At 69.0% G+C, this 16,599-nt stretch carries 15 protein-coding genes and 1 riboswitch; of the genes, 11 read left to right on the forward strand and 4 right to left on the reverse strand.

Going from position 1 to position 16,599, the window contains the following annotated elements; genetic code table 11:
• Window positions 1–2: 2 nt before the first annotated feature.
• The 4 genes from BLV31_RS07600 (at window position 3) to BLV31_RS07615 (ending at window position 5,482) form a co-directional block, all read left to right on the forward strand.
• Complete coding sequence (locus tag BLV31_RS07600) at window positions 3–863, forward strand: DUF559 domain-containing protein (protein ID WP_064061239.1); 861 nt, start codon at window positions 3–5, stop codon at window positions 861–863.
• A gap of 125 nt (window positions 864–988) precedes the next feature.
• Window positions 989–2,002: a glucose-6-phosphate dehydrogenase (coenzyme-F420) gene (fgd, locus tag BLV31_RS07605; protein ID WP_072740481.1), complete on the forward strand. Its 1,014-nt coding sequence runs from the start codon at window positions 989–991 to the stop codon at window positions 2,000–2,002.
• Between the two features lie 184 nt (window positions 2,003–2,186).
• On the forward strand, window positions 2,187–4,271 hold the full coding sequence (pta, locus tag BLV31_RS07610; protein WP_024101824.1) for a phosphate acetyltransferase: 2,085 nt from the start codon (window positions 2,187–2,189) through the stop codon (window positions 4,269–4,271).
• Window positions 4,268–5,482 carry an acetate/propionate family kinase gene (locus BLV31_RS07615; RefSeq protein ID WP_006553664.1) on the forward strand — a complete coding sequence of 405 codons (1,215 nt, stop codon included), beginning with the start codon at window positions 4,268–4,270 and terminating at the stop codon, window positions 5,480–5,482. Before pta ends, BLV31_RS07615 begins: the two co-directional genes overlap by 4 nt.
• Before the next feature lie 7 nt (window positions 5,483–5,489).
• On the opposite strand, the gene BLV31_RS07620 is transcribed toward BLV31_RS07615, so the two are convergent.
• Genes BLV31_RS07620 through BLV31_RS07630 form a run of 3 tightly spaced genes read right to left on the reverse strand, consistent with a single transcriptional unit; the run spans window position 5,490 to window position 10,287 of the window.
• A complete protein-coding gene (locus BLV31_RS07620; protein ID WP_248846323.1) occupies window positions 5,490–7,970 on the reverse strand; it encodes a serine/threonine-protein kinase in 2,481 nt (826 codons plus the stop codon).
• Window positions 7,971–7,975: 5 nt separating this feature from the next.
• A complete protein-coding gene (locus tag BLV31_RS07625; protein ID WP_019291099.1) occupies window positions 7,976–8,938 on the reverse strand; it encodes a glutamate ABC transporter substrate-binding protein in 963 nt (320 codons plus the stop codon).
• Entirely contained in the window at window positions 8,935–10,287 is a 1,353-nt protein-coding gene (locus BLV31_RS07630) for a GlnX family signal transduction membrane protein (protein WP_024101821.1), read from the reverse strand. Before BLV31_RS07630 ends, BLV31_RS07625 begins: the two co-directional genes overlap by 4 nt.
• Window positions 10,288–10,424: 137 nt before the next feature.
• Between BLV31_RS07630 and BLV31_RS07635 the strand changes: the two genes are divergently transcribed.
• On the forward strand, window positions 10,425–11,279 hold the full coding sequence (locus BLV31_RS07635; protein ID WP_072740479.1) for an NUDIX hydrolase: 855 nt from the start codon (window positions 10,425–10,427) through the stop codon (window positions 11,277–11,279).
• A 4-nt stretch (window positions 11,280–11,283) separates the two neighbouring features.
• On the opposite strand, the gene thiE is transcribed toward BLV31_RS07635, so the two are convergent.
• On the reverse strand, window positions 11,284–11,973 hold the full coding sequence (thiE, locus tag BLV31_RS07640; protein WP_033096181.1) for a thiamine phosphate synthase: 690 nt from the start codon (window positions 11,971–11,973) through the stop codon (window positions 11,284–11,286).
• 26 nt (window positions 11,974–11,999) lie between these two features.
• Window positions 12,000–12,112, forward strand: a riboswitch (TPP riboswitch).
• On the opposite strand from thiE, the gene thiO reads away from it, so the two are divergent.
• From thiO to BLV31_RS07670, 6 genes are all read left to right on the forward strand, one after another.
• Window positions 12,109–13,173 (forward strand): glycine oxidase ThiO, encoded by a 1,065-nt coding sequence (gene thiO, locus BLV31_RS07645; RefSeq protein WP_064061568.1) that lies wholly within the window; start codon window positions 12,109–12,111, stop codon window positions 13,171–13,173. (Overlaps the previous riboswitch by 4 nt.)
• Complete coding sequence (gene thiS, locus BLV31_RS07650; RefSeq protein ID WP_006553656.1) at window positions 13,170–13,382, forward strand: sulfur carrier protein ThiS; 213 nt, start codon at window positions 13,170–13,172, stop codon at window positions 13,380–13,382. Before thiO ends, thiS begins: the two co-directional genes overlap by 4 nt.
• Window positions 13,375–14,160 (forward strand): thiazole synthase, encoded by a 786-nt coding sequence (locus BLV31_RS07655; protein WP_064061567.1) that lies wholly within the window; start codon window positions 13,375–13,377, stop codon window positions 14,158–14,160. Before thiS ends, BLV31_RS07655 begins: the two co-directional genes overlap by 8 nt.
• A 90-nt stretch (window positions 14,161–14,250) precedes the next feature.
• Window positions 14,251–14,784, forward strand: a complete 534-nt coding sequence (locus BLV31_RS07660; RefSeq protein WP_231413283.1) for a hypothetical protein — start codon at window positions 14,251–14,253, stop codon at window positions 14,782–14,784.
• A gap of 68 nt (window positions 14,785–14,852) precedes the next feature.
• A complete protein-coding gene (locus BLV31_RS07665) occupies window positions 14,853–15,782 on the forward strand; it encodes an ATP-binding cassette domain-containing protein (RefSeq protein WP_064061569.1) in 930 nt (309 codons plus the stop codon).
• Entirely contained in the window at window positions 15,782–16,561 is a 780-nt protein-coding gene (locus BLV31_RS07670) for an ABC transporter permease (protein WP_033096179.1), read from the forward strand. Before BLV31_RS07665 ends, BLV31_RS07670 begins: the two co-directional genes overlap by 1 nt.
• Window positions 16,562–16,599: the final 38 nt, after the last annotated feature.

Below are 16,599 nucleotides of genomic sequence, written 5' to 3' on the forward strand. Positions count from 1 at the left end.
TCATGGTCGACTTCCACGAACCGTTCGCCGGCACCGATGCGCTGGCGGCCGGATCGGTGACGCGGTACCGACTCCGGCACCACTTCGTGAAGCTGCATCGCAATGTGTACGTTGCTCCGGGAGTCGAAGCGACCGCGCTGCTACGCGCGAAGGCAGCCTGGCTGTGGGCGGGAGGTAGAGGGGTACTGGCCGGACCGTCCGCAGCCGCCGTGCACGGGACGCGCTGGCTCGACGCGTCGTTGCCCGCGGAGATCGTGCGGCCCGGGAAACTGCACTCGACGCCCGGCATCATCGTTCGCAGCGTCGACGACATCGAATCCTGCGTCGTCGACGGAATGACGGTGACGATACCGGCCCGAACGGCCTTCGACCTCGCGCGCGGTGCGGACCTCGATCGGTGCGTCGAAATGGTGGACGCGCTCTGCAATGCGACCGGAACGAAGGTCCACGAGATCGAAGCGGTGGCCGCTCGGAACAAGGGCGCTCGGCACCTCGCGTCCGTACGAAAGGTTCTCGAACTCGTCGACGGAGGTGCCGCGTCACCACCGGAGACGCACACGCGGCTGCTGATCGTCCGATCCGGTCTGCCCGTGCCGGAGACGCAGATCGAGATCTACGACGGTGGGCGGTTCGTGGCACGCGCGGACATGGGCTGGAAGCAGTGGAGGGTCCTCGTCGAGTACGACGGTGCGCAGCACTGGACCGATCGAGTACAGCGGACCATCGACATCGACCGCTATACGTTGCTGTCGGAGCTCGGTTGGACCGTGGTGCGTGTCGGCGCCGACCTGCTGTATCGGCGACCTCAAGTCCTCGTCGAAAGGGTGCGACGCGCGTTGCACCGCGCCGGTGCCCTCGGGTGACCTGTCGAGACCGGTGTTGTGTGCGATTTTTCGGTGAATTTCGAACACAACGTCGGTCTCGACCGACGACGAGCGTCCGGTGGGCATACTCGGGGACATCGGAACGCGAACGGTCGGAGGAATCTGTGGCTCAGGGTTTGAAGTTGGGATACAAGGCGTCGGCAGAGCAGTTCGGGCCGCGCGAGCTGGTGGAGTTGGGTGTGTTGGCCGAGGCGCACGGGATGGATTCGGCGACGGTGTCGGATCATTTCCAGCCGTGGCGGCACAACGGTGGGCATGCGCCGTTCTCGTTGGCGTGGATGACCGCTGTGGGGGAGCGCACCGAAAGGTTGCAGCTGGGCACGAGTGTGCTCACGCCGACGTTCCGGTACAACCCGGCGGTGATCGCGCAGGCCTTCGCGACGATGGGGTGTCTGTATCCGGGACGGATCTTCCTCGGGGTCGGCACCGGCGAAGCACTCAACGAGATCGCCACCGGCTACGCCGGCCAGTGGCCGGAGTTCAAGGAACGCTTCGCCCGGCTGCGCGAATCGGTGCGGTTGATGCGTGAGCTGTGGCGCGGAGACCGGGTCGATTTCGAGGGCGAGTACTACACCACCAAGGGGGCGTCGATCTACGACGTGCCCGAAGGCGGCATCCCGGTCTACGTCGCCGCCGGTGGCCCGGTCGTGGCCCGCTATGCCGGACGCGCGGGGGACGGGTTCATCTGCACCTCGGGTAAGGGCATGGAGCTCTACACCGACAAGCTGTTGCCGGCCGTCGCCGAGGGGGCGGAGAAGGCGGAGCGGGATGTCGCGGGGATCGACAGAATGATCGAGATCAAGATCTCGTACGACACCGATCCGGACAAGGCGTTGGAGAACACCCGCTTCTGGGCGCCGTTGTCGCTCACGCCGGAGCAGAAGCATTCCATCGATGATCCGATGGAGATGGAGGCGGCGGCGGATGCGTTGCCGATCGAGCAGGTCGCCAAGCGGTGGATCGTGGCGTCGGATCCGGACGAGGCGGTCGAGCAGGTCAGGGCGTATGTCGAGGCGGGGTTGAATCATCTGGTGTTCCACGCTCCGGGTCATGATCAGAAGCGGTTCCTGGAGTTGTTCGAGCGCGACCTCGCCCCGCGCCTGCGCGCACTCACCTGACGTCCGACCCCGCAAGGTGCCGCTTCTCCGCTGAGTAGGAGCGGCACCGAGCAGCCCGACACCCCGCGCGTGCTGCAGACCCAGTCCTGACATCCCGCGACTCCCATGCCCGGCCGGACACCTCCGGCCGGGCGTGTGCGCGGGTACGCGGGACGGAGCAAAGTTTGCAGTTAGGGTGGAATCCATGAGTGCTGCTGCAGGGTCCGTCTCGAGCATCTACATCGCAGCTCCGGAAGGGGACACCGGGAAGTCGACGGTCGCCCTGGGCGTGCTGCAGACGCTGTGCGCGTCCACCGCCCGCGTCGGTGTCTTCCGTCCCATCGCGCGCTCCGACAGCGACATCGACTACATCCTCGAACTGTTGCTCGAACACACCACCGTCGACCTCGCCTACGAGGACTGCATCGGCGTCACCTACGACGACGTCCACGACGACCCGGACGCCGCGCTCAGCGACATCGTCGGCAAGTACCACGCGGTGGCGGACCGCTGCGACGCCGTCGTCATCGTCGGCAGCGACTACACCGAGATCGCCAACCCCAGCGAACTGTCGTACAACGCCCGCATCGCGGCGAACCTCGACGCCCCGGTACTGCTCGTCCTGCGCGGTTCCCGCCGCACGCCCTCGGAGATCGCCCAGCTCGCCGGTGTGTGTGCGAACGAGCTCGCGGGACAGCACGCGCATCTCGGCGCGGTGGTGGTGAACCGCTGCGACCCCCATGCACTCGACGAGATCGCCCGGGCTCTCGGCGACCGCACCGAACCGGTGTGGACGCTCCCGGAGGTGCCCGCACTGGTCGCGCCGACGATGGCCGAGCTGCAGACCGCGATCGGAGGCGAGCTCTACAGCGGTGACCCCGACCTGCTGCAGCGGGAAGCGCTGCGGATCATGGTCGGTGGCATGACCGCCGAACGGATTCTCGAGCGGCTCACCGACGGCGTCGTCGTCATCGCTCCCGCCGACCGCTCCGACGTCATCCTCGCGCTGGTCAACGCCAATGCCGCCGAAGGATTCCCGACGCTCGCCGGCATCATCATGAACGGGGGCCTGCTGCCGCACCCGATGATCGCGCAGCTCGTCACGGCCTTGAAGCCGTCGCTGCCGATACTCACCACCGAACTCGGCACCTTCGACACCGCCTCGGCTGCCGACCGCACCCGAGGCCGCATGGCCCTCGGCGCACAGCGCAAGATCGACACGGCACTCGCGCTCATGGAACGACACGTCGATTCCCGTTCTCTGCTCGACCGGTTGCGACTGCCGCGACCGTCCGTGACCACCCCGCAGATGTTCGAATACCAGCTCATCGACCGCGCGCGGGCCCAGCAGCGGCACATCGTGTTACCCGAGGGCGAGGACGACCGCATCCTTCGAGCCGCCGGACGCGTGCTCCAGCGTGGCATCGCGAAGCTGACGATCCTCGGCGACGAGGCAGCCGTCCGCCAGCGGGCGTCGGAACTCGGGGTGGACCTGTCGCAGGCGCAGATCCTCGACCCGCGCACTTCCGAGCACGCCGACCGGTTCGCGGAGGAGTACGCGCGGCTGCGTGCCCACAAAGGCATGACCGTCGAACGTGCACGCGAGATCATGCGCGACATCTCATATTTCGGCACGATGATGGTGCACCTGGGACTGGCCGACGGCATGGTTTCGGGCGCGGCCCACACCACCGCCCACACGATCCGCCCCGCCCTCGAGATCATCAAGACCGAACCGGGCGTCTCCACGGTGTCGAGCATCTTCCTGATGTGCCTCGCCGACCGTGTCCTCGCGTACGGCGACTGCGCCGTCGTCCCCGACCCGACCGCCGACCAGCTCGCCGACATCGCGATTTCGTCCGCCGCGACCGCCGCCCGGTTCGGCATCGACCCGAGGGTCGCGATGTTGTCGTACTCCACCGGCGAATCCGGTTCGGGTGCCGACGTCGACAAGGTCCGCTCGGCCACGACGTTGGTCCGGGAGCGGCGACCCGACCTGCTGGTGGAAGGTCCGATCCAGTACGACGCGGCGATCGAACCGACGGTCGCGAGCGCGAAGCTGCCCGACTCCGACGTCGCCGGACGCGCCACGGTGTTCATCTTCCCGGACCTGAACACCGGCAACAACACCTACAAGGCCGTGCAGCGCAGCGCCGGTGCCGTCGCCGTCGGACCCGTCCTGCAAGGCCTGAACAAGCCGGTCAACGACCTCTCGCGGGGCGCCCTGATCCAGGACATCGTCAACACCATCGCCATCACCGCGATCCAGGCGCAGGAGGAAGACGCGTGAGCAGCCCGAACCCGGTCACCGCAGGCACCGTCCTGGTCCTCAACTCCGGATCGTCGTCGATCAAGTTCCAGCTGATCGAACCGGAGAGCGGAAAGTCGCTGGCGCACGGACTGATCGAGCGGATCGGGGAACCGGAGGGCCGGATCGTCTTCCACCACACGGCGGGGGCGGACGAACGCAACGACGCCATCGCCGACCACCGGACCGGACTGCGTGCGGTACTGGAGATGCTCGAAGGGCTTGGCCGTCCGCTGCACGAGGTGGGCATCGTCGCCGTCGGACACCGACTCGTGCACGGCGGCAAGGTCTTCTACGAACCGACCCTGATCGACGACGACGTGGTCCGCGCCGTCGACGAATTGTCGATCCTTGCGCCCCTCCACAATCCGGCGAACGTCGTGGGAATGGAGGTCGCGCGGGAGGAACTGCCCGACATCCCCCATGTGGGGGTCTTCGACACCGCCTTCTTCCACGGTCTTCCGCCGCACGCGGCGACCTATGCGATCGACCGCGACATCGCCCACAAGCACGACATCCGGCGGTACGGATTCCACGGTACTTCACACGAATACGTGTCGGGGCGTGCCGCGGAGTTCCTCGGACGCGACATCGCGGACCTGAATCTGGTTGTGCTCCATCTGGGTAACGGTGCGTCGGCGTCGGCGGTCGCAGGTGGGAGCCCGATCGACACCTCGATGGGACTGACCCCGCTCGAGGGTCTCGTCATGGGCACGCGCAGCGGCGACATCGATCCGGGTGTCGTCATGCACCTCAACCGAGCGGCCGGGTTGAAGGTCGACGCCATCGACGACCTGCTCAACCGGCATTCGGGCCTGAAGGGGCTGTCGGGTGTCAACGACTTCCGGGCTCTGCTGAAGCTCGTCGGCGAGGGCGACGAGGACGCGCGACTCGCGTACGAAGTCTACGTGCATCGCATCCGGAAGTACGTGGGCGCCTACACCTTCGAGCTCGGCGGCGTCGACGCGATCGTGTTCACCGGTGGGGTGGGGGAGAACAACGTCGACGTCCGGCGCGACAGCCTCTCCGGCCTCGACCGGCTCGGCATCGTCGTCGACGATGCGCGCAACACTGCCGACGACGACGGGGAACGCCGGATCTCGGCCGACTCGTCGCAGGTGGAGGTTCTCGTGATCCCCACGAACGAGGAACTCGCCATCGCCCGCGCGGCCGTGCAGTTCGCCCGGCGCTGACTTCTGATCAGGTCAAACTGCGCGGCCGGATCGCGTTCGCGAGGTCGACGAGGGTGTAGCGGTGTGTGCGGGAAGGGGCGTTGCGCGCCAATTGCCGCAGCGCCGCCTCGGTGCCCAGGCGGAGTCCCTTCTCGGTGAACGGTACGTCGAGGATGCGGTCGTACTCGCGACTCGATGCCCGTCCACTGCGCACCCATTCGAGCGCTGTCCCGAGGACCAGTGCGCGCATCTGCAGGGCGCGACCCTCGTCGGGAGGCAGCGACGCGATCCGGTGCGCGGCCTCGCGCAGATCCGCCTCGGAGATCTCCTCGACGCGACCGCCTCGTAACAGGATCAGTGCGGCGGTCATGGTCGCGGCACTGTGGTGCCGGGAGGTCGTGGGGACCTCGTCGAGCACGGCCACGGCGGCGCGGATTTCGTCGCGGGCGGTGAGCTGGCGTGCCAACCCGAAGGCCGCGCTGACGACGGCGTGATCGGTGCGCCACACGACCCGGTAGGACTGCTCGCAGAAGCGTCGCCACGCGTCGGGGTCGTCGCTCTCCCAATGCTGCAGCGTCAGTTCGGCGGTGGCCCCGAGTGCGATCTTCGGGGCGATCTCACCCGGAAGCGCGTGCAGCACCTTGTCGAACCGGGCGAACGCTGCCTCGTAGTCGTCCTGCAGCAGTTCGGCGATGCCGGCGTACCAGTCCATGCGCCAGTCGTCGCCGAACTCGCGCTCGAGGCGGGTGAGGATCTCCACCGCGCTGTCGACCTGCCCGAGATCGAGATGGGCGCGGACCTCGGCGAGGGTGATCTCCTTGGAGAACGACACGTCGGATGCTCCGACGACCCGCCCGACCCCGTTCTCGCGCGCGTGCCGGAGCGAGTCGAGGGTCTGCTGCGGTTCGCTGTGCACCGCGGCGGCGAGGAGCGCGGCACTCGGATCGTTGGGGTCGAGCAGGGGGACGGGCAGTGCCGCCGCGACATCCTGGCCCCGCAGTTTGGGGTCGCGCTCGATCCCGTCGGCGTACACGTCGGTGGGGACGAGTGCCTCGTCGGTGCCGAAGGTCGTGCGGGGCGGGCTGAACAGCCGGGACAGTCCGGGGTGTTCGGTGCCGAGTTTCTTCGACAGGATCTCGCGCAGCACACCGGTGAGCTGTCCGTGCAATTCGTCGGCGGACGAGAAGCGCTGCTGCGGATCGGGGTTCGTGGCCCGCAGGAGCAGGCGGTGGAAGGAGTCGAACTCGTCGAGCAGGGGAGCCTGCTCGGGGGTGGGCAGACCGTCGCGGTAACGGCCTTTGTCCGAGGGCATGTCGAGGGTGAGCACCGCGAGTGTGCGTCCGACCGTGTAGATGTCGCTCGCGACCGTCGGCCCGGTCCGGACGATCTCGGGTGCTTGATATCCCGGCGTCCCGTACAGATAGCCGTATCCCTCGATCGCGGAGACGGCGCCGAGGTCGATGAGTTCGATCTGCTCGTCGGTGACCATGATGTTCTCGGGCTTGAGGTCGTTGTAGACCAGTCCGATGTCGTGCAGATACTGCAGTGCCGGTAGCACTTCGAGCATGTATGCGATGGCCTGCTCGACGGGGATGCGGTTCGGTGGGGGATAGTTGTCGAGCACGGTACGCAGGGTGTGACCACCCAGGTACTCCATGACGATGTATCCCATCGGGGTGCCGTCGGGTGAGGGGTGCTCGACGAAGTTGTAGATCTGCACGATGCTCGGATGGCTGACCTCGGCCAGGAACTGGCGTTCGGCCACCGCGACCGCCTGGGCCTCGGCGTCGCCACCCTGCAGCAGGCCCTTCAGCACTACCCAGCGGTCGCTCACGTTGCGGTCGATCGCGAGGTAGATCCATCCCAGTCCGCCGTGGGCGAGACAACCCTGCACCTCGTACTGCCCGGCGACGAGGTCCCCGCGGTGCAGGGCCGGAGTGAACTGGAAATGTGTTCCGCACTGGGGGCAATCACCTTCTGTGGGACCCGGCCCCGACGGGGTGCTGCGTCCCACCGGTTGTCCGCACTTCGCGCAGAACCTCTTGCCTTCGGAGACGTGAGGATCGCGGAGGACGGCGTCGACCGGATCCTTCGTGGTGGGGACCGGCACGTCGACGAGGCCGGCGATGCGGCGACGCTGGGTTCCGCGCGGCCGGATGCGGCGGTTCGACGAACGTTGGGAGGACGAACGCTGGGAGGACGAGCCGGACCAGATCGACGAGCGCTGGGTGGAGTCGGGCCGCGTGGCGGGGACGGGGCCGCGTTCGGTGGCAGGTCCGGCATCCCCGGCCGCCCGCGCGGTGGCCGGTCCCGAGTCGCTGGTCGACGGCTCGGTCGCGGGCCCGGAATCCGCTGCGCGCCTAGTGGCGGGCCCGGAGTTCACTGCCCGTTCGGTGGCGGGCACAGAGTTCACTGCCCGCTCGGTGGCGGGCCCGGAGTTCACTGCCGGTTCGGTGGCGGGGCCGGAATCGGCCGACGGGGTATCGGCCGGTTCGGGTTCGTCGGACATGGCCGTCACTTCCGGTAGTTCGGTGTCGGGGGTGACGGAGTGGGACCGAGCACCCGCAGGTACTTCTCGTACAGCGCCGTCCACGTCCCGTCGGAGCGGATCCGTTCGAGGGTGGCGTTGACGAAGCGTACGAGCTCGTCGCTGCCCAGCCGGATTCCGATTCCGTACGGCTCTGATCCCAGGGAGGGGCCGACGAGTTCGAGATAGGGGTCCTGTGAGGCGAGTCCGGCGAGGATCGTGTCGTCGGTGCTCACGGCGTCGACCTGCTGTTGCTGGAGGACGACGAGGCAGTCGGCCCACGACGGCACGGTGAGGATCGACGCCGACGGCTGCACTTCTCGCATCCGGAGCAGCGAGGTGGTGCCCTCGACGATGCACACGCGCCGGCCGGCGAGATCGGCGGCGGAGCGGATGCCGGATCCCCGGACGACGAGCACGCGCTGCTGGGCTCGGAAGTACTCGGTGGAGAAGTCGACCTTCTCGCGTCGGGCGCACGTGATGCTCATGGTCTTCGCGACGATGTCGACGGTGGAGTCCTGCAGCGCCTTCTCGCGCTCGGCCGACGACAGGATGCGGTAGTCGACGAGGTCGGGATCGCCCAGGAGGTCGCGGGCGAGCTCACGTGCGATGTCGACGTCGAAACCGGTGATGCGCCCGGTCGCGGTGTCGCGGTAGCTCATGAGGTTGCTGCCGGTGTCGAGGCCGACGATCAGCCGGCCGCGCGTGCGGATCCGATCGATCGCAGGTCCGGTGGCGTTCGGATCCGGGGGAAGCGAGGCGGTGGGATCGCCGCAGTCGGGGGCGGGCGGTGTGGCCACCGACGACTCGAGCATCCGCGCGTTCTCGGGAAGCGGGAGAGAGGTCGTCGTCCCTTGGAGGCCGGGGGCGCGCGGTGGGGGGTCGGTCGCGCACCCGCCGGCGAGTGCGGCGACGACGCACAGGCCCGCGACGAGAACGCGCTCTCTCACTGGTACTCCTTCAACCGGGGCCGGAGACCGACCCACACGCCGACCAGCGCCACCGTCAGCAGCACCACCGACATCGGTGCGAGGCCGGCGAGGGTGCGGGAGGCGCGGAACTCGTTGTCGCGCAGTTCGGTGCGGGTGTCGTCGATTCCTTCCGTCAGGGCCGCATCGAGAGCGACGAACCGGGCGGTGGACTCGCCGGGACCTGCACCGACCGCGAGGACCGAGGCCGCTGCGTAGTCGCCGCGGACGAGGGCGTCGACCATGCGTGCATGCGAGTTGATCCATGCGTCGTGCGCCGACCGGGCGGTCTCCACTGCCTCGGCGCCCGCCTCGAGGGCGGAATCGCGACCGTACTCGTCGAGGATGTTGCCGAGCCGCGCCATGTTGGTCTCGAAGGTGTCGTCGTACGCGCCGGTTGTGTCGCGCCGGGCGATCAGCAGGGTCTCGGCGGTACGCGACTGCTGGGCGAGGATCCGGCCCTCGGTGAGATCGGCGAGCGGTGCCGCACCGCGCTCGATGGCGCGTTCGGTGGCACTCGACGAGGCCAGGCCCGCGACGAGCAACCAGCACAGCAGCGCGCCGGTCGCGCCGATCGCGACGAGGATTCCGGGATTGAGGGTGCGACGACTGCGGCGGCTCACGACGGCGTGCGCCACGCACAGGGCAGCGACCGTGACGAGGAGCAATCCGATCGCGAGCCAGGGCGGTCGCACCGCGTCGCGCTGGGTGTCCTCGACCGCGGCGACGCCGCGCGTGTGCAGTTCCTGCGCGGCGGGGAGCAGTTCGGTCTGCATCAGGTGCGAGGCCTCGCCGAGATATGCGGCGCCGACCGGATGCCCGGTGCGGTTGTTGGTGCGAGCCGTCTCGATGAGACCCGTGTAGACGGGCAGCAGCCGCCCGATCTCCGTCAGGTTGTGCGCGGTCTCGCGGTCGGCATCGGTCAGGCCGGTCGCCGCGATGACGAGATATTCCGCGGCCTCGTTGGTCGCCCGGATGTAGCGACTGCGCACCGCCTCCGGTTCGAGTCCGCCCGAGATGAAGCCCGTCACGGCGGCGGCGTCGGCCACCGACAGCGCGCTGTAGAGATTCTGGGCCGCGCTGGCGAGCGGCTCGATGGACGCGAGGAGACGATCGTGGGTGGCCTGCCTGCCGGACACCATCGTTGCGGAGACCGCTGCCGAGGCGACGAGCAGCACGGTGAGCACCACCCCGAGGACCACCAACCGGACCGGCGTGGACCGGAGCAGGGCACGAGCGTCGTCGAACCGGGCGTCCGGAGTGTCCGTATCGGCGTCGTCGCGGATGTGGCTCTCGACAGGAGCGAAGGGAGGGGTGATCCGTACGTCCACCGGGCACTCCCTTCCTCGTGTCGAGCGGTCTGAGGGGAGCATATAAGCAGCCCGGCGGTATTGTTGCCGTCCACGGACGGCGGGGATCCGGTACCGGGCACAGGTCCGGGCGAGGGCGGGTCGGAGAGGCGGACGCAATGCGTGGAGACGGTGACGGCTGGGCGGTCGGACCGGACGGCGAGAAGCGCTGGGGACGGCACGGCGCCGCAGGTCTGCTGCTGCGCGCTCCGCTCGCGGACGGTCGCCCCGCGGTTCTCCTGCAGCATCGGGCGGCATGGTCGCACCAGGGCGGGACGTGGGCACTTCCCGGTGGAGCGCGCGACTCGCACGAGAGCACCGTCGACGCCGCCGTGCGGGAGGCCCAGGAGGAGGCCGGCATCGATGTCGCGGCCGTGACGGTACGCGCCGAACGCGTCACGTCCGGTCTCGCGGGCGGATGGACCTACACCACCGTCGTCGCCGACGCCACCGAAACTCTCGTGACCAGTCTCAACCAGGAGAGCACCGAACTGCGCTGGGTGCCCGAACCGGAGGTCGAGGCGATGCCGCTGCACAGCGGCTTCGCCGAGGCGTGGCCGTCGCTGCGCACCTCACCGGTACGCATGCTGCTCGACACCGCGAACGTGCTCGGAGCGAGCGGCCCCACCGGATGGTGGCGCGACCGCCCCGGCGCGACGAGCGCACTGCTCGCCGACCTCGCCGCGGTCCTGCCCCGCACCGTCGAAATTCCCGACGGGACGTTCGGCTGGGTCCCCCGCGTCGAAGCGGTCCTCGAAGGGCATGCCCGCGACGCGACGATCGACGACGTCCGGATCCCGGTGCACAGCGCGGACGGCAGCGGCGACGACGAACTGACCCGGCTGGCCTCCACCACGACGGCCGTGGTCGACCCCGGTGTGACGGTCGTGGTCACCGCGGATCGCGGTCTGCGCGCACGGTTGCCCGAGGGCACGATCGCGATGTCGCCCTCGGCCGTGCTGGGCTGGCTGTAACGCCTCAGGTCGGGAGTGCGGCCTTCAGCGCCGCCGCGGCTGCCCGCGGATCGGATGCCTTCGTGATCGCCCGGACCACCGCGACCCGCGTGGCACCGGCGTCGAGCACCTCGGGGAGTCGCTCGAGATCGATGCCGCCGATCGCGAACCACGGCCGTGCCGGCTGCGACTGCGTGACCTCGCGCGTCACCTCCAGCCCCGCTGCGGTCCGTCCCGGCTTGGTCGGTGTGTCCCACACCGGCCCGGATGCGAAGTAGTCGACGCCCTCCTCGATGTCGGCGAGCGCAGCCTGCGCGCGGCTCGACGTCGAGCGGCCGATGACGATCTCGTCGCCGAGGATCTGCCGCGCGTGCCGCACCGGCAGGTCGCCCTGACCGAGATGCAGGATGTCGGCGCCCGACGCGAGCGCGATGTCGGCGCGGTCGTTCACGGCCAGGAGCGCACCGTGGCGTGCACACGCCTCGCCGATGATCTCGAGGGCGGCGAGTTCCTCGCGTGCCTCGAGGCGTCCGAACTTCTTCTCGCCGGCCGAGTCCTTGTCGCGCAACTGGACGATGTCGACCCCACCGGCGAGGGCCTCCTCGACGAACCGTGCGAGGTCGCCGGTGTCCCGGCGAGCGTCGGTGCACAGATACAGCCGGGCGGTGGCGAGTCGGCCGCGCGGGTCGGGATGGTTGCCGCGATAGGTGGTCACGGACAAGACGGTAGCCTCTAGAGCGAAAGTGACGACACGGGAGTCCCGGGGATCGCGGGGCTGAGAGGGGGCCTGCCGGCCCCGACCGTTATGACCTGACCCGGATCATGCCGGCGCAGGGAGTGAGGTGGACCAATGGCAACTGTGGCCGTCGTGGGTGGCGGAGTGATCGGGCTGTCGATCGCATGGCGCGCGGCCCGCGCGGGACACGTCGTGACCGTGCACGACCCGAATCCTGGTAGCGGAGCCTCGTGGGTGGCCGGAGGAATGCTGGCACCGCTGTCCGAGGGCTGGCCCGGTGAGGACCACGTCCTGTCCCTGGGAGCGGCCTCCCTCGACCGCTGGCCCGGCTTCGCGGAGGCGCTGCGCACGGAGACCGGCGTCGATGTGTTCACCGCCCAGGCGTCCCTGACCGTCGCGCTCGATGCGGCCGATGCGGCCGACCTGCGGACCGTCGCCGAATGGGTGGGGGAGCAGGGGCACGAGATGCGGCTGCTCTCCCGCGCCGAGATCCGGGAGTTCGAGCCGTCCCTCGGTCCGAAGGTCCGTCTCGGACTCCTCGCCCCCACCGAGTCGTCGGTCGACAACCGTACGCTCGTCGACGCCCTGCGCGTCGCGGCCACCGCGGCCGGGGTGCGTTTCTCCGACGCCGCCGTCCACGATCTCGCCGACCTTCCCGACGATCAGGTGGTGCTCGCCGCCGGCTCGGCGTCGGCGCGACTGTGGCCGGGCCTTCCGGTCCGTCCGGTCAAGGGCGAGATCCTGCGCCTGCGGGTGCGGCCGGGCGCGACTCCGCCGCCGCAGCGCACCGTGCGCGCGAGTGTCCACGGACGCCCCGCCTATCTGGTGCCCCGCCACGACGGCCTCGTCGTGGGCGCCACACAGTACGAGGCGTCCGACACACAGGTCACGGTGGCCGGGGTGCGCGATCTGATCGCCGACGCCGAGAAGATCTTTCCTGCGCTCGGCGAGTACGAACTGTTCGAGGCGAGCGCGGGCCTGCGCCCGATGACCCCCGACAACCTGCCGCTGATCGGCCGGCTCTCCGATCGTGTCGTCGCCGCGACCGGCCACGGCCGCAACGGTGTGCTGCTCACGCCGCTCACCGTCGACGCGGTGCTCGCCGAACTCGGTGGGCGGTCGCTGGCCGACGCGCAGTACGCCTGTCCTGGACGAATTACGGAAGCGAGTGTGGGATGACGAACGTGTCCGTGGGCATCACCGTCAACGGTGAGGACAAGTACTACGACGCGGCCCCGACCGTGTCACAACTGCTGAACGAGCTCGGTCTGCCCGAGAAGGGCATCGCGGTCGCCGTCGACGGTGTCGTGTGCCCGCGCGGCCGCTGGTCGGAGCCGGTCACACGCGGAGCGAGCATCGAGATCCTCACGGCGGTCCAGGGTGGCTGACACACACGATCGCGGCGCCGACCTGCCGCAGCTGACCATCGCCGGCCGCGCCTTCGGGTCGCGGCTGATCACCGGCACCGGTGGCGCGGCGAACCTGGCCGTGCTCGAGGAGGCACTCGTCGCGTCGGGCACCGAACTGACCACCGTCGCGATGCGCCGCGTCGACGCGGCCTCCGGAACCGGTGTCCTCGACCTGCTGCGCCGCCTCGGCATCGAACCGCTGCCGAACACTGCCGGGTGCCGCGGCGCGAAGGAAGCCGTGCTGACCGCGCAGCTCGGGCGGGAAGCGCTGGAGACCGACTGGGTGAAACTCGAGGTCATCGCCGACGAACGGACGCTGCTGCCCGACGTCATCGAACTCGTCTCCGCAGCCGAACAACTCGTCGACGACGGCTTCGTCGTCCTGCCGTACACGACCGACGATCCCGTCCTCGCGCGGCGCCTCGAGGACGTCGGTTGTGCCGCGGTGATGCCGCTCGGCTCGCCGATCGGGACCGGCCTCGGTATCTCGAACCCGCACCACATCGAGATGATCGTCGAGGCTGCGGGTGTGCCGGTGATCCTCGACGCGGGAATCGGAACCGCCTCCGACGCGGCGCTCGCGATGGAACTCGGTTGCGACGCCGTGCTGCTCGCGACCGCCGTCACCCGCGCGAAGGATCCGGCGCTGATGGCGTCGGCGATGCGTCACGCCGTCGAAGCGGGATTCCGTGCCCGGCACGCCGGCCGGATCCCGAAACGCTTCTGGGCCCAGGCATCTTCGCCGATGGAGCCGTGACCGGTACGGGAAACCCCTGAGCACCTTGGTGTTCAGGGGTTTCCGATTGTCACGCGACGGGTTACCGATCGGTCTGTACGATCCCCGGGCATGACAGTTGCACACAGAATTTTCGCTGCCGCCGCTGCCGGGCTCATGGGCACTGTCGTCGCCGTCGCGGCGCCGGGTGTCGCGGGCGCCCAGGAACCGTGTCAGATGGGCTGGTCGAACACCGGACCGAGGTCGTGCGCGACGACGGAGTTGTCCACGCCACCCGTGCTGACATTGGGCGACGGCATCTGCGCCGGCATCGTGCGCGCCGGTGGAACCGCCTTCGACGGCCCGCTCTACGAGTACTCCTCGGCGCCGGGTGCCACCCACGGGATCGAACTGCGGATCACGCAGGGCTACTCGCTTCTCGGCGAGTGGACGCCGAGCATCCTGAACTGCGACGTCACCGTCGCTTTCGACTGGCACAACCTCGACACCGGTGCCCGCGGTACGGAGACCCGCTTCGTGCCGGCCTTCCACACGAGCACCCGGCCGTTGTTCATGCACGTGTTCCCCGGGCCCGGCCGCGTCGCCCTGACGATGCGTACCGAGCGACCGAGCATCCCGGTCACCACCGAGGTCTTCGTCCCCTGACGCACCGCGTGCGGCTCCGGGGAGTGTGATCGGATGCGCTCGCCGGAGCCGCACGTAGGGTGGTGCGCATGATCGAAGTGACCGGCTTGACCAAGACCTTCGGGTCCACGACCGCGGTCGACGACCTGACGTTCACGGTCCGTCCCGGCATCGTCACCGGCTTCCTCGGCCCCAACGGCGCGGGGAAGTCCACCACGATGCGCATGATCCTGGGGCTGGACCAGCCGACCTCGGGAACCGCACTGATCGAAGGGAAGCCGTACAGCGAGCTGACACGGCCGCTCACCACCGTCGGGGCGTTGCTCGACGCGAAGTGGGTGCATCCCAACCGGTCGGCGCGGTCGCATCTCGCCTGGCTGGCCGCGTCGAACGGTCTGCCCGCCTCGCGTGTCGACGAGGTTCTGCGCCAAGTGGGACTGACGGAGGTCGCGGGCAAGCGCGCCGGCGGCTTCTCGCTCGGCATGTCGCAGCGACTCGGTCTCGCCGCCGCACTGCTCGGCAACCCGCGCGTGCTGCTGTTCGACGAACCGGTCAACGGCCTCGACCCCGAGGGCATCGTGTGGATCCGGAGGTTCATGCAGGCGCTCGCCGCGGAAGGCCGCACGGTGCTCGTGTCCAGCCACCTGCTCTCGGAGATGGCGCAGACCGCCGAACATCTCATCGTCATCGGCCGTGGACGGCTCATCGCCGACACCTCGGTGAAGGCGTTCGTCGACCGCGCGTCCGACTCGTTCGTCGTCGTGCGCAGCCCGCAACTCGACGAGCTGCGCACCGCGCTCACCGAACGCGGGCACACCGTGCGGGAGGACGACGGTGCCCTGCACGTCTCGGGCGCTCCGGCGGCGGAGATCGGCGAACTCGCTGCGACCCGGTCGATCGTGCTGCACGAACTCGCGGGACGCAACGCGTCGCTCGAGGAAGCGTTCATGAAACTCACCGGTGGCGAGGTCGAATACCACGGATCCGGAGTCGACGACGTCATGAAGGGTGGACTGTGATGAGTACGGCGCTCGACACACTGCGGGCCGAACGGATCAAGCTCACGTCGGTGCAGTCACCGCTGTGGTGCACCCTCGTCATCGTCGCCCTCGGCCTGGGTCTGGCCGCGATCCTCGGGTCGGTCTCCCGCGCGTCGGCCGGGATGGACGACGAACTGGGACGGTTCTATCCGACCGTGGACGTCGCGGTCAGCGGCGTCACCGGCTTCGGTGTGCTGGTGCTCATGATCCTCGCGGCACTGTCGGTCACCAGCGAATACCGTTTCGGGGTCATCCGCACGACCTTCCAGGCCACCCCGAACCGCACCCTGCTCCTGACGATGAAGGCCCTGCTCATCGGTGTGCTGGGCGCGGTGCTGACACTCGCGGTCTCGTTCGGTGCCTTCTACCTCGCGAAGGCACTGGCCGGGCCCGACGCAGGTCGCGAACTCGTCCTCAGCGGCGGCACGGCGTGGCGCGCGGTCTACGGCACCGCGATCTACGCGTTCCTGTGCGTCTTCCTCGCGGTCGGTGTGGGCACGCTGTTGCGGCAGTCGGCCGGCACGATCGCGCTGCTGATGCTGTGGCCGCTGCTGCTCGAGTCGTTGTTCGCGCTGTTCGGTTCGGTGGGCCGCGAGATCCAGCCGTTCCTGCCGTTCGCGAACGCGAACAACTTCCTGGGTATCGGGCAGGGAATCGAATTCCACTGGGGTCCATGGGGATCGCTCCTGTACTTCGCGGCCTTCTCGTTCCTGGTGTTCGCGGCCTCACTCGTGGTGGTCAACCGCCGCGACGCCTGAGGTACTACCTCGACACGCCGCAGGTTCTGCCTCCGCAC

The sequence above is a fragment of the Rhodococcus pyridinivorans genome (genome assembly GCF_900105195.1).
Classification (GTDB): Bacteria; Actinomycetota; Actinomycetes; order Mycobacteriales; family Mycobacteriaceae; genus Rhodococcus; species Rhodococcus pyridinivorans.